The 13,417-nt window shown below is 65.6% G+C and carries 10 protein-coding genes and 1 pseudogene; 5 read left to right on the top strand and 6 right to left on the bottom strand.

The features are described from left to right. Positions 1 to 36 precede the first annotated feature (36 nt). From MKW15_RS16695 to truA, 3 genes are read left to right on the top strand one after another with little or no spacing between them, the layout of a single operon-like run. Entirely contained in the window at positions 37 to 1,089 is a 1,053-nt protein-coding gene (locus tag MKW15_RS16695; protein ID WP_240860199.1) for a DNA-directed RNA polymerase subunit alpha, read from the top strand. A gap of 60 nt (positions 1,090 to 1,149) precedes the next feature. Next, positions 1,150 to 1,806 carry a 50S ribosomal protein L17 gene (gene rplQ, locus MKW15_RS16690; RefSeq protein ID WP_240860197.1) on the top strand — a complete coding sequence of 219 codons (657 nt, stop codon included), beginning with the start codon at positions 1,150 to 1,152 and terminating at the stop codon, positions 1,804 to 1,806. 22 nt (positions 1,807 to 1,828) lie between these two features. Continuing rightward, the gene (gene truA, locus MKW15_RS16685; protein WP_374247444.1) at positions 1,829 to 2,737 is read left to right on the top strand and encodes a tRNA pseudouridine(38-40) synthase TruA; all 909 of its coding nucleotides are present in this window, start codon (positions 1,829 to 1,831) and stop codon (positions 2,735 to 2,737) included. A gap of 182 nt (positions 2,738 to 2,919) precedes the next feature. On the opposite strand, the gene MKW15_RS16680 is transcribed toward truA, so the two are convergent. The 6 genes and pseudogenes from MKW15_RS16680 to MKW15_RS16655 all read right to left on the bottom strand — a co-directional run bounded on the left by MKW15_RS16680 (position 2,920) and on the right by MKW15_RS16655 (position 8,405). Further along, positions 2,920 to 3,972 (bottom strand): alpha/beta fold hydrolase, encoded by a 1,053-nt coding sequence (locus tag MKW15_RS16680; RefSeq protein WP_240860195.1) that lies wholly within the window; start codon positions 3,970 to 3,972, stop codon positions 2,920 to 2,922. 118 nt (positions 3,973 to 4,090) lie between these two features. After that, entirely contained in the window at positions 4,091 to 4,339 is a 249-nt protein-coding gene (locus MKW15_RS24685) for an ATP-binding cassette domain-containing protein (RefSeq protein WP_374247447.1), read from the bottom strand. A 127-nt stretch (positions 4,340 to 4,466) separates the two neighbouring features. Then, a pseudogene (locus MKW15_RS16670) lies at positions 4,467 to 5,522 on the bottom strand (FecCD family ABC transporter permease); the annotation flags it as partial. Further along, positions 5,519 to 6,577 carry a FecCD family ABC transporter permease gene (locus MKW15_RS16665; protein ID WP_240860193.1) on the bottom strand — a complete coding sequence of 353 codons (1,059 nt, stop codon included), beginning with the start codon at positions 6,575 to 6,577 and terminating at the stop codon, positions 5,519 to 5,521. The gene MKW15_RS16665 and the pseudogene MKW15_RS16670, both read right to left, overlap by 4 nt. 128 nt (positions 6,578 to 6,705) lie before the next feature. After that, positions 6,706 to 8,079 carry an LLM class flavin-dependent oxidoreductase gene (locus tag MKW15_RS16660; RefSeq protein ID WP_240860191.1) on the bottom strand — a complete coding sequence of 458 codons (1,374 nt, stop codon included), beginning with the start codon at positions 8,077 to 8,079 and terminating at the stop codon, positions 6,706 to 6,708. Positions 8,080 to 8,099: 20 nt separating this feature from the next. Further along, positions 8,100 to 8,405, bottom strand: a complete 306-nt coding sequence (locus MKW15_RS16655; RefSeq protein ID WP_240860189.1) for a hypothetical protein — start codon at positions 8,403 to 8,405, stop codon at positions 8,100 to 8,102. Here MKW15_RS16655 and MKW15_RS16650 point away from each other — a divergent pair. Both MKW15_RS16650 and MKW15_RS16645 read left to right on the top strand, forming a co-directional pair. Then, a complete protein-coding gene (locus tag MKW15_RS16650) occupies positions 8,392 to 12,591 on the top strand; it encodes an RHS repeat-associated core domain-containing protein (RefSeq protein ID WP_240860187.1) in 4,200 nt (1,399 codons plus the stop codon). The two genes, MKW15_RS16655 and MKW15_RS16650, sit on opposite strands and share 14 nt — an antisense overlap. Positions 12,592 to 12,599: 8 nt before the next feature. After that, on the top strand, positions 12,600 to 13,205 hold the full coding sequence (locus MKW15_RS16645) for a DUF1851 domain-containing protein (RefSeq protein WP_240860185.1): 606 nt from the start codon (positions 12,600 to 12,602) through the stop codon (positions 13,203 to 13,205). Positions 13,206 to 13,417: the final 212 nt, after the last annotated feature.

Here is a 13,417-nt window from a genome sequence, read left to right as displayed (position 1 = left end):
GTCAAATAGCGGTCGGCCACAAGGAGAGAACACGAAATGCTCATCTCACAGCGACCCACTCTGACCGAGGAGATCATCGCCGAGGACCGGTCCAAGTTCGTCATCGAACCGCTCGAACCCGGCTTCGGCTACACCCTCGGCAACTCGCTGCGTCGTACCCTGCTCAGCTCGATTCCGGGTGCTGCAATCACCAGCATCCGCATCGACGGTGTGCTCCACGAGTTCACCACCGTCCCCGGGGTCAAGGAAGACGTCACCGACATCATCCTGAACCTCAAGGGCCTCGTGGTGAGCTCCGAAGAGGACGAGCCGGTCACCATGTACGTGCGTAAGCAGGGTCCGGGCACCGTCACCGGCGCCGACATCGTGCCCCCGGCCGGTGTCACCGTGCACAACCCCGATCTGCACATCGCCACCCTGAACGACAAGGGCAAGCTCGAGATCGAGCTCGTCGTCGAGCGGGGCCGCGGCTATGTGCCGGCCGTGCAGAACAAGGCGTCGGGTGCCGAGATCGGCCGGATTCCGGTCGACTCGATCTACTCGCCGGTGCTCAAGGTGACCTACAAGGTCGAGGCCACCCGCGTGGAGCAGCGCACCGACTTCGATCGGCTCGTGCTCGACGTGGAGACCAAGAACTCGATCAGCGCACGTGATGCGCTGGCGTCCGCGGGCAAGACCCTCGTCGAACTCTTCGGGCTCGCCCGGGAGCTCAACGTGGAGGCCGAGGGCATCGAGATCGGGCCGTCGCCGGCCGAGGCCGACCACATCGCGTCGTTCAGCCTCCCGATCGAGGATCTCGAGCTGACCGTTCGTTCCTACAACTGCCTCAAGCGCGAGGGTGTTCACACCGTCGGCGAGCTGGTTGCCCGGACCGAGTCGGATCTGCTCGACATCCGCAACTTCGGCCAGAAGTCGATCGATGAGGTCAAGGTCAAGCTGCACGCGCTCGGACTGTCGCTCAAGGACAGCCCGGCCAGCTTCGACCCGTCGCAGGTCGCCGGTTACGACCCCGCCACCGGCACGTGGTCGGACGACGCGTCGTTTGACGCCGACTCCGGTGAGGATTTCGCAGAGACCGAGCAGCTGTAAGGCTCTCCCAAACCCTGACTTCCGGTCGAGAGACCGCGAGTTTCTTCTAGGAGAAGATCAATGCCCAAGCCCACCAAGGGTGCCCGTCTCGGCGGGTCGGCCAGCCACCAGAAGGCGATGCTGGCGAATCTCGCCACCTCGCTCTTCGAGCATGGTCGTATCACCACCACCGAGGCCAAGGCCAAGCGCCTGCGCCCGTACGCAGAGAAGCTGATCACCCACGCCAAGGCCGGCAAGCTGGCCAACCGCCGTGAGGTGCTCAAGGTGATCCGCGACAAGGACGTCGTGCACACGCTGTTCGACGAGATCGGCCCGCACTTCGCCGATCGCAACGGCGGATACACCCGCATCATCAAGACACTGAACCGCAAGGGCGACAACGCCCCCATGGCCGTGATCGAGCTGGTGCGTGAGTCCACCGCGTCGAGCGAGGCAAGCCGCGCCACTCGCGTCGCTGCTTCGAAGAAGGCCGCCGCCGGGAGCGAAGCGAGCGGGCCGAATGTCACCGCTGAGGAGAAGCTCGACGCGACCGAAGAGGCCGTTGCCGAGTCTGACGAGGCGCCGGAGAACGTCGTGGAGGCCGTTGAGGCCGACGCCGACGACGCCGCTGTCGAGAACGCCGAAGCTGTTGCCGAGGCCGTCGACGACGAGTCGAGTGCTGCCACCGCTCCCGAGGCCGAGGCCGAGGGTGTCGACGTGGACGGCGACAAGAAGTAGTCCGTAGGGCTACTCTGCATTCATGACAGAACCCGCTGTCACCGATGTCGGTGGCAGCGGGTTCTGTCGTCCCGAGCGGAGCGAGATGATCCGTTTACGCCTCGACGTCGGTTACGACGGAACGGATTTCGCCGGCTGGGCGCGGCAGACCGATCAGCGGACGGTGTGCGCGATGCTCGAGGACACGTTGTCGACGGTGCTGCGCGTCCCGGTGCGTCTCACGGTCGCCGGTCGCACCGACGCGGGTGTCCACGCGACCGGACAGGTCTGCCACACCGACATTCCCGTCTCCGCGTTGCAGACCCGAAGCATCGCCGGCGACCCGTCACTGCTCGTCGGACGGCTCGCCAAGATGCTGCCAAACGACGTCCGCGTCAAGGAGATCGCCACCGTCAGTGCCGATTTCGACGCCCGATTCTCCGCGTTGCGTCGGCACTACGAGTACCGGCTGACCGACGCACGATGGGGTGCCGAGCCGGTCGTCTCGCGTATCACCGCGGCCTGGCGTCGGCCGCTCGACGTCGACGCGATGAACGCCGCGTCGGCATCATTGTTGGGGCTCAACGACTTTGCCGCGTTCTGTCGTCGCCGGGAAGGTGCGACGACGATCCGCGACCTCCAGCGATTCTCGTGGACACGGCAGGCCGACGGGGTGCTCGTCGGCCAGGTGAGCGCCGACGCGTTCTGCTGGTCGATGGTGCGGTCGCTCGTGGGTGCGGTCGCCAGTGTCGGGGATGGTCGGCGTGACGTCGACTGGTGCCGCGGACTGCTCGCGGAAACCGAACGCAGCAGCAAGGTTCCGGTCGCCGAGGCGCGGGGTCTGTGCCTCGTGGGCGTCGATTACCCGGATGATTCCGAACTCGCCGCCCGCAATGCGATCACCCGAGATGTGCGTACCGACACCGGCGCCGGCGGCTGCTGCGGCGCGTGACCTCTATGCGGCGCTGTGGCCACCGCATCTGAAATCTGCCCCAGATTTCCGCCCGAGACAAAGCCGCCGTCGACACTATGGCAACGTCGGCACACCCCCGCGCGGAAATCAGCGGCGGTTTTCGGATCTGGGCACACCATGGCCCGCCTGCTCGCCGTCGGGCCGTTGCCTCACGCGTCGAATCAGGTGGCGTTGCGTTCGTCCTCGATGGCCTCGAGTACTTCTTCGACCGTCTCGTCGTCCCCGACGAACTCGTCGAGCCGCTGCCCCTCGGTCATGAGGTGCCGCCAGTTGAGCGGGTCGAACACCACGGGTTCGTTGCGCTGCATGAAGTCGATGACGATGCGGCAGAAGCGTTCCGGGTCGTCGTGGAACGGGAAATGTCCTGAACCGACGAAGGTTTCGAAGTCCGAGTGGGGAATCGCGGCGTGCGCGAGTTCGCCGTGGTGGTAGGGGATCACCGAATCCTCGTCGCCCCAGACGATCAGCACCGGCAGCCGTTCGGTGAGATAGCAGCGGTCCAGCATGGTGACCGACTGCCCACGCCAGTCGACGACCGCGCGCAACGTTCGCAAGAACGCCGCATACGACTTGGGATCGGCCAGGTCGCCGAGCACCCGCATCATGTCCTCGTGGTCGATGAGGAGGTGTTTGGGGGAAGCCGCATTCGGGACGAACGACGGCAGCGGCGCCTCGACCACCCCCTTGGCCGCCAGCTTGAGCCCGGGGATCACGCCGGGTACCCGCAGCACCGACAGCAGCTGATGTACCACCGGCAGTGAGATGAAGCGCAGTGCGGGATTGACCTCGCGTGTGACCCCTCCGGCGGCGACGAGCACCAGCCGCTCGACGAACCGCGGGAACTGGTAGCAGAACTGCATGGCAACGCCGCCGCCGAGCGAATGCCCGACCACGGTGACCTTCGAGTGGCCCAGCACGACGAGGAGGTCGCGCATACCGTTCGCGAAGGCGGGGACCGAGTAGTCGGCGCGCGGCTTGTCGGACTTCCCGTGGCCGAGCAGATCCGGCGCGATCACCGTGTAGTGCTGGGCGAGGATGGGGATTACCTCGTTCCAGGTCGACGAGTTGTCCCCGATCCCGTGGATCAGCAGCAGCGCCGGTCCGCTGCCCGCAATGCGGTAGGCGCGGCGGTATCCGTGGATGGTGTGGTACTCGATGCGCACGTCCGTGTCACTGACGGGACGCAACACCGGACCCGAGGGCTTGGTCGGCACGGTTGATCTCCTCGGTCTTCACGACGTCGTGAACAGGGCTGTACGGGCGCGCACCGCGTCGCCCTTACCCCCGAGTAAACCCCACCATGGGACGATTCGCCCAACATGTTGCATCGAGTTAACGCGACACCGAGTTCGACGCTGCCGTGTACTCGAGATGAATTTCTCGCTGTCGACCGCGTCGGCCCAGGTGAGAGCCGAGACCAGCCCAGTTCGACGCTAGGCTGGGGTCGATGAATCCGTTCGATATCCCGTCGAGCACCACCTCGCCCGCGTTCGGTGCCAGCAGTCGCGACAACGTGCGCAGCAGCGTCGACTTCCCGCACGCATTGGGCCCGACGATGACGGTGAACGAACCGTCGGGCATCACGACGTCCAGATCCGACAAGATGGTGTGCTCGTCGTAGCCGACCTCGAGTCCGGACCCGGTCAGTCTGCCGGTGAGGGCATCGGTCATGCGTCGCCTTCCGTGACTGGACGAAGAGCAGTCCGAGCAGATAGATCCCGCCGACCGACGTGGTGACGACGCCCACGGGCAGTTGCACATCCGGCGCCAGGATGGTGCGGGCGATGGCATCGCAGCTGACCAGCAGGGCGGCACCGACCGCAGCCGAGGCCACCAGTGGGATACCGGGACTGGGGGAGAGTCGGGCGGCGAGTTGCGGTGCGACCAGCGCGACGAAGGCGATCGGACCGGCGACCGCGGTGATGACCGCGGCGAATCCGACGCCGAGAAGCAGCAGGTAGATCTGCGTGCGGTCGATGTCGACACCTTTGCTGCGTGCCGAGTCTGAGCCGAGTTCGAACATCCGCATCCGCGGTGCGACCACCGTCAGCAGCGGCACCAGGATGATCAGCGAAACGATCAGCGGGATGGTGTCTTTCATCGTCAGGTCGCGCAGATTGCCCATGCCCCACGCTGCCGCCGAGGCGGCGTTCTGCACGTTCGCCACCGAGATCAGGTAGCCGTTGAACGCGACGAGCATGGCGTTGATGCCGATGCCGACCACCACGAACCGGTATCCGCTTGTCCCGCCGCGCATGCCGAGGAACCACACGGCGAACGCGGTTGCCAGCGCGCCGATCATCGCGCCGATGGTGGCGGCGCTGACACCGAGATGCAGTTGCAGCATGGCAATCAATGCGCCGGTGTTGGCGCCGGTGGTGAAGCCGATGATGTCGGGGCTGCCCAGCGGATTTCGGGTGATGGTCTGAAAGATGGCGCCCGACAACGCGAGTGCCGCACCACCGAGCAGCGCCACGACGACGGCGGGTAGCGCCGCCGCCACGAGATCCGCCGAGCGTCCCGACACCTGACCGGCGAGGACCTGCAGTGTTTCGACGAACCCGACGCGTGGGCTCGACGTCGTGCTCACACCCAGCGACCACACGCCGACCGCGAGCGCCAGCACGACGACGACCACCGAGATCGCCAGCGCGGCCAGATCCACCTTGAGGCTGATGCCGCCGAACCGTACGAACCTGATCCGGCGTGGCCAGCGTGCGGTGTCCGACGCGGCGCTGTGTTCGGGTTCGCGGGTGAGGGTCATAGTTCCGACACCCGCTTGCGCCGGACCAGTGCGATGAGTACGGGCGCACCGATGAATGCGGTCACCATCCCGACAGGCAGTTCGCTCGGAGTGAGCACGCGCGCCAGCAGATCCGAGCCGACCATCACGATGGGTCCGACGACCACACTCACCGGCAGCAGCCACTTGTTGTCCGGGCCAAACAGGATGCGCACGGCCTGCGGCACCATCAGCCCGACGAAGGTGATCGGCCCGACCGCGGCGGTGGCCGCGCCGCACAGGACAGTGACGATGACGAATCCGGCCAGCCGGACCCGTCCGACCGGGATGCCGAGCGCGAGCGCCCAGTCGTCGCCGAGGGCCAGCCCGTTCAGGTAGGGGATCAGGAACATGGCGGCCAGCACGCCGACGCAGATCGGGATCCATACGATGTCGACCTGAGACCAGTTGCGTCCGTCGAGTGTGCCGACCTGCCAGGAGCGGACCGCGTCGAAGGACTTCGGGTTGATCATGGTGAGTCCGAAGCCGATGCCGCTGAAGATCGACCCAGCCGCGACACCGGTGAGCACCAGTTTCTCCGGGCTCGCGCCGCTGACGCCGCGCGACCCGACGAAGTAGACGAGCGTTGCGGCCAGAAAGGCGCCGATCATCGCGCATACGACGTATCCGCTGGTGGAGTAGATGCCGAAGGCGACCGTGCCGACGATCATGGCGAAGTACGCGCCGGAGTTGACGCCCAGGATGCCTGGATCGGCGAGCGGATTGCGGGTCAGGCCCTGCATGATCGCGCCGGCCGCACCGAGCGCTGCGCCGACGAGTGCCGCGAGGATAGTCCGAGGTACCCGGTTGTTGCGAATGACCTCGAGGGTCGTCGGGTCGCCGGTGTTCCACAGCGCGTTCCAGGCGTCGGCGATGGTGTAATCGCCCGACCCCACGAAGAACCCGACGAGCACCAGAACCGCCAGCAGTGCGACGAGAATCAGCAGAATGCCGAAGCGCGACATGGTCTTCCACCACGGCGGCGTGGGATCCGCGGACTCAGAGGGTGTGGCGGACTCCGCCGTGCCGACGGTCAAAGGCGCCTCCGCACTGCTCGCTCGCATGGTCAGGTGCCCTCGCCAGTGTAGGTTAGGCACACCTGTCAGTGCGTCACTTTCGTCACATCAGTACGCGGCACCAACGGGATCAGAGCACGCTGCGACGCCTACACGGTGCTCGGGACCTGCGTGAACGCTCCTCGGTACTGGGCTGCGGGATGCCGGTCGTTGAGTCGGTCGCCACCGAACAGTTTCGCGCGTGTTGTCCCCGGCGCGTATTCGGTCTGCGCCAGACCACGCTGCTGCAGCACGGGAGTCACATGGTCGATGAAGTCGGTGTAGCTGCCGGGAATGGTCGCGTTGACGACGTTGATGCCGTCGACTCCGGCATCGCGCCACCGTTGCAGTTCGTCGGCGATCTGTTCGGGTGTGCCGACGACGCGTGAATTGCGGCCCTGCAGCCTGCCGAGATCTTCGATCGTCGCCTCACGTCCGTCGACGGATTCCCGCACCCAGTCGATGACGCTGCGGATGCCCTCGGTCTCGATGGCGCCGAGCGGTGTGTCGAGCGGGTGGCTGCCGAAGTCGATGCCGATGGCGCCGGACAGGTGGGCGATCATCGCGTCGAGGTCGATGTTCTCCTCGAGCTCGGCCTCCTTGCGGCGCGCCTCCTCCTCGGTGCTGCCGATGACGAAATGCAGGCCCTGGAAGAACGTGAGGTCGTGCGGATCACGGCCATACGATGGCAACCGGCCGCGCGTGTCGTCGACCAGGATCTTGGCGGCCTCGGGGCTCGGGGAGATGATGAACTGCGCCTCGGCATTGCGTGCTGCGAATTCGCGACCGGCGGTGGATGATCCGGCCTGGAAGAGGACCGGTGTCCGTTGCGGGGACGGCGCGACGAGGTGTGGTCCCTCCACGCGGTAGCGCTTGCCCTCGTGAAAGATCTTGTGCACCTTGTCCGGATCTCCGTGCAGTCCCCGCTGTTTGTCCTGCAGAAGGGCGTCGTCGTCCCACGACCCTTCCCACAGTTTGTAGACCACGTCGGCGTATTCGTTGGCCCACACGTAGCGTTCGTCGTGCTCTTCGAGGTCGTCGTACCCGAAATTTCGTGACGCGTTGGACAGTCCGTTGGTCACGATGTTCCAGGCGATACGTCCGTTGGACGCGTGATCGAGCGTGGAGATCTTGCGCGCGAAGTTGAACGGATGCTCTTGCAGTACGGAACTCGTGATGGCGATGCCGAGGTCGGTGGTGTTGTAGGCGATGGCCGACGCGATCACCGACGGGTCGTTGCTGGGGATCTGCAGGCCTGCTTCGACGTACTTGCGATAGCCGCCGTCGTAGTCCCCGTAGAGTCCGACGACGTCGGCGAAGAAGATGAAGTCGAACTTGCCGCGCTCGAGTTCCTTGGCCAGCCCGACCCAGTGCTCGAGGGAGTTGAAGTCGGTCTGCTGGGCGTCGGGGGTGCGCCAAAGGCCCTGCAGAATGTGGGAAGTCGTGTTCATCACGAACGCGGAGAAGCGCAGTGGCTTGGTCATGGTTGTCTCCTGACGTGGTGTTACTTGACGATGAGTTTGCGCTGCGAGGCCATGGTGAACACGGCCGCGACAACGATGACGAGACCCTTGATGATGGTCTGGGTGTAGTCGGCGGCGCCGATCTGGTTGAGGCCGTTGGACAGTACGGTCAGGATGAGTACGCCGAGGACGGTGCGTCCGACGCTCCCGACACCGCCCGACAGCGCGGTGCCGCCGATGACGATGGCGGCCAAGGCGGGGAAGGAGGCTGCGGAGCGGGGGGCGCAGACCGCGGCGCGGCGGTCGTCGCAGTGCACGCGGGCGGGGCATCCGGTGGATGTGGCCACCGGTGCGATGGTGGATGAGTGGACTGATCTGGTGATTGGTGGGGTGCTGCCGCTGGTGGTGCGGCGGGAGTATTCGTCGGCGTATGGGCAGGGCCGCGCGTTTGGTGCGGGCTGGTGCAGTGTGTTCGACATGCGGGTGGAGATCGATGAGACCGGGGTGGTGTTCGTCGGTGATGAGGGCCAGGTGGTGGTGTATCCGCATCCGGTCGACGGGGGCGAGGTGTTGGCGGAGTTCGGGTCGATGCCGTTGTCGTTTGTTGATGGCGCCTACCGCATCCGTAATGTGCCCGACGGTGTGACGTATGAGTTTTCGGTCACCAGTTCTGGTGGTGCGGTGGATGTTGCGGTGAGCACCGGCCGTCCCGATGCGGCATCTGGGGACCCGGAGGCGGCTGGTGCGGGCGCGGCCGGTGCGGACGCGGCTGATGGTGGTCGGGCGGGTGTGTGGGCGGGGTCGTCGTTGGCGGGGGTGGGGGGTGCGGTGATCACGGTGGGGGTGACCGCGATCGTGCATCACACCGGTCATCGGATCGAGGTGGGCTATGACCCGCGCACGGGGTTGCCGGCATCGTTGGCGCATTCGGGTGGTGCGCGGGTGGCGGTGGCGTGTGATCCGTTGGTGGGTCGGGTGACCGGGCTGTCGGTCACCGGCAGTGCGGGCGATGACGGTGCGGGCGATGGCGACGCTGATGGTGTTGGTGGGTCGCCGGTGGTGGTGTGTGGCTATGAGTATGACGTGGATGCCCGCCTGGTGGGGGTGAGCAACTCGAGCGGCAAATCGTTTCGGTATGGCTATGACGTGGCCGGCCGGTTGGTGTCGTTGACCGATCGTGAGGGTGTCGGCTATTTCTACCGTTACGATGCTGCGGGCCGGGTGATCGCGGCGGTGGGCACGCACGGCATGTTGGCGAATGCGTTTGTCTACAGCGCGGATTGCGGTGGTGATGCCCCGGCCGGTGGTGGTGTGGTGGTGATGGTGGAGACCGCGACCGAACTGGCTGTCGGGGAGGGCGACACCCGCGTGCAGGAGCGCCTGGATCGGTTGGTGTCTCTGCCGCTTGTCGAGGCGTTGCGGGCTGGTGGTGTGGTGGCGGCCGGTCTGGGCAGTGGCGGCCGGGCGGGGGTGGCTGATCGCGACAACCCGGTCGACTGGGCCACGGACCCGGCCGTGGATGCGGTGCTGGTCGCCGATGACGCGTTGGTGGGGCAGGTGCGGCCGTGGGTGTATCGCCACACCATGGAGGGGGATGTGTGGCGGGTGATCTCGCCGCAGGGCGCCGTTACTGATTATGTGCGTGATCGTCGGCATGCGTTGGTGTCGTGGACCCGTCCGGATGGTTCCCGCCTGGGGTACACGATGGATGAGTTCGGGTGTGTGACGGCCACCGAACTGCCCGATGGTGGGGTGCTGCGCACCGAGTTCGGTGGGTGGGGGGTACCGGCCCGGCAGATCGATGCGGCGGGACGGGTCACCGAGGTGGAGATCGATGCGGTGGGCACGGTGGCCGCGGTGACCGATCCGGGCGGGGCACGCACCAGCTACGGGTGGGATGTGCGGGCCTCGGGTGCGGTGTTGTCCCGGATTGTTGATGCCCGCGGTGGGGTCACCGACATCGAGTGTGATGATGCGGGTCGGGTGGTGCGTACCATCGACGCAGCGGGACGGGTGTGGACGATCACCCGCAACGTGTTCGGTGATCCGGTGGCGGTGATGGATCCGGGCGGGCAGGTGACCCGGCGGGACTGGACGCCGGAGGGCTGGCTGCGGGCGGAGCATTTCCCGGATGGCACCGACCGGCACTACACCTATGACGGTGAGGGCCATCAGACGGTGGTGGTCGATGAGGCCGGTAACCAGACCCGCACCGACTATGTGGCTTACGGGCATGCCCGATCTCATACCGATGCGCAGGGTGGGGTGCTGACGCAACGGTTTTCCACGGTGTTCGATCCGATGGTGATAACCAACCCCGATGGGCTGTCGTGGTCGTTTGTCTATGACCGGGATTCGCGGGTGGTCGTTGAAACCGACTACAACCAGTCCCGCACCGAGTTCGTGCTCGACACGATGGGGCGGGCGGTAGCGACCACCGACGGGTTGGGCCGCACCATTTCCCGGGTGTTTGATGTGGCGGGCCGGTTGATAGAAGAGCACGCCGACACCGATGGCTCCACCGTGTTCGGCTACAACGCTGCCGGTGAACTCGTCGACGCGGTCAACCCGGATGCGCGGGTGCGTTTCGAACGCGACGACGCCGGCCGGGTGATCGCGGAAACCATCAACGGCCGCACCGTACGGTCACGATTCGACCAACTGGGGCAACGGGTGTCTCGCACCGTACCCGCACTCCCCAACCCGGCCGGACTCCCCAACCCGGCCGGCGTGCCCGACCCGGCCGGTATGCCCGACCTGGCCGGTGTGGGGGTGTGGAGCACTGGTTACCGGTGGGATGACACCGGCCGCATCGTGGAGATGTCCACGGCCACTGACCCTGCGCTTGGTGGTGGTGGGCGGTCGTTCGTGTTCGATTACGACGTGGTGGGCCGCGAAACCGGCTACCGGGTCGGGCGCAACGTGGTGTCGTCACGCTGGGATGCGCGGTCGCGGTTGACCGGCCACACCGTCCACTCGCTCACCCCCGCAACCCCCGGTGGTGGCGCCGGTGGCGTGGGGGCTTCCGGGGTGGGTGTGTCGGGGCCGGTGCTGGCCGGGCGGGAATGGACCTACCGCGCCGATGGCTACGTGACCGGCGTGGATGACCGGTTGCGTGGGTCGCGGCGGTTCGGGCTCGACCGCACCGGCCGCGTCACCACCATCACCCCCACCGCTACAGGCAGCGGCAATTCCGGCGGCCGTACTGGTGTGGCGGGTACCGAATCGTATGCGTATTCACCGGCGGGGGTGTTGACGGCCTCGACCGCCGCTGCCCCGGCTGCGGGGGTGGCGTCCTCACCGGTGTCGGGGCCGGCCCCGGTGGAGGGCTCGGATCGGGTGGCCGCGACGGGCACGCTGATCACGCGGGCCGGGCGGGAACGCTACCGCTACGACCCCGCGGGGCAGATGGTCGAACGGACCCGGACCCGGCTGTCGCGGAAACCGGACATCACCCGATTCACCTACACCGACCGCGGGCAGATCCGTAGCGTGCACACCGCCGATGGCAGCGTGTGGCGCTACCGCTATGACCCGTTCGGACGGCGGATCAGCAAAACCCATCACCACCGGGATCAGACCCTGCTCGATACGGTCGAGTTCTGGTGGGACGGGCCCGAGCTGATCGTGCACACCAACACCGCCCACACCCCCCGAGGACCGATTCCGGCCGGGGCATCCACGAGCTGGCTCTATGACTACCACCCCACCACCGGGGCACCGTTGGCCCAACACGTCATCCACCACACCCCCCAGCCCCCGACCGGCCACCCGCCGACCGGCCACCCACCCACCGGCCCGGGTGCCGGGCCGACACCGCCGGGGGCGGCTGGCTGGTCGCAACACCGGATCGACACCGAGTTCTACGCCATCATCGCCGATCTGGCCGGGGCGCCCACCGAACTCCTCGACCCCGACTTCGGCACGCTGGCCGGGTATGCCACCACCACCCTGTGGGGCCACACCCAGTGGACCGGAGCCGGCACCGACCTCCGCTTCGCCGGCCAGCAACACGACCCCGAAACCGGCCTGCACTACAACCGTTTCCGCTACTACAACCCGGCCACCACCACCTACACCAGCCCCGATCCCCTCGGCATCACACCCAACCCCACCAACGCCACCGCCTACGTCCACAACCCCCACACCTGGATCGACCCGCTAGGGTTGGCATGTCAGGTGAACGGCCGTGGTGACAACCCAGTCGATATCAATCTGCAGTACAAAGATGAGTGGACGCCGTCGCAGCGGGCAGCGGCCGACGCGAAGGTTGATAAACTGAATAGCGCAGATCTCGTAAAATCGGATCCGGTGAAGAGATCGAACGCGACGTCGCTCTTTAGAAACAAGAACAAAGTTGCAGATGACTTGGACATCGACCATGTCGTGGATCTTCAACTTGGAGGTAAGGACGTCTCGGGAAATATGTGGGGCCTGGATCGATCTGTCAACCGGAGTCTAGGCTCGCAGATTTATCACCAAACAAAGAATCTACCTAATGGAACAAGAATTGGGACTATCGCGATTTCGTAGGGAGCGACATGAAAAGACTTCTCCAGAAGTTCCGATGCAGCTCTGGCATTTCTGCTGACGCCAGTCTGCGGTACGACAGTCCGATAAGCGTAGCGGAAAACTTCGGCGGTCTTGTCCTTGAAGGTGGGCTTTTCCGCATCTACACGCGGACAGAATCTCAAGCAGTTGGCGATATTGTCGCGCAGTCAGATCGAGCATTGGCGAGCCACGTCGAGATTGTTGGCGGCGATTGGTTGGGGCGTTTCTGGGCTTGGGACACGCGAGCCCTCGATGATGGCGGCGGTGTGACCTTTCTGGATCCGGGAGAGGGCGAATTCGAAGTGCCGGGTGATCTGAGGGATCTTTTCGACAAGGTGCTGCCGGACATGGGTTCTGAGGTGTTGGAGCTCGACCTCTATAACGAGTGGCGAGTCCACACCGGGACGAAATTGGACTGGATGAGTTGCGCTTCTATGATTGTTCCCTTCGAGTTGGGTGGGGAGTTGGTCGTGAGTAATCTGGAGCTGACCGACCTAAGTGTGCATTGGGGATTGGCGTCGCAAATTTCACAGCAGCTGCGTCAAGTGGATCCGGGTGCCTCGGTGCGATTCTCGATTGGCGAGGCTGATAGTTGAGAGCCCGTGATGGGCTATTTCCGTAGCGTCAGAGTTCGTATACTGCGTGTGGGCGGGAGTATCTGGATTTCGCCGAGGATTGTTTCAGTGCGGAGCGTCTGATCCGGGGGCTGGAAGGGCAGACGTCGGAGTATCTGGGTCCGGAGGCTGATCAGTTCCGGGAGAAGTTGGATGATTCGTTGCCGGATTGGTTGTCGAAGACGGGTCGGGCG

Origin of the sequence: Gordonia gummivorans, from assembly GCF_022513585.1 — a bacterium.
GTDB lineage: Bacteria > Actinomycetota > Actinomycetes > Mycobacteriales > Mycobacteriaceae > Gordonia.
The sequence above is the reverse complement of the archived record's forward strand: the minus strand, read 5'-3'. Positions and strand labels throughout refer to the sequence as shown.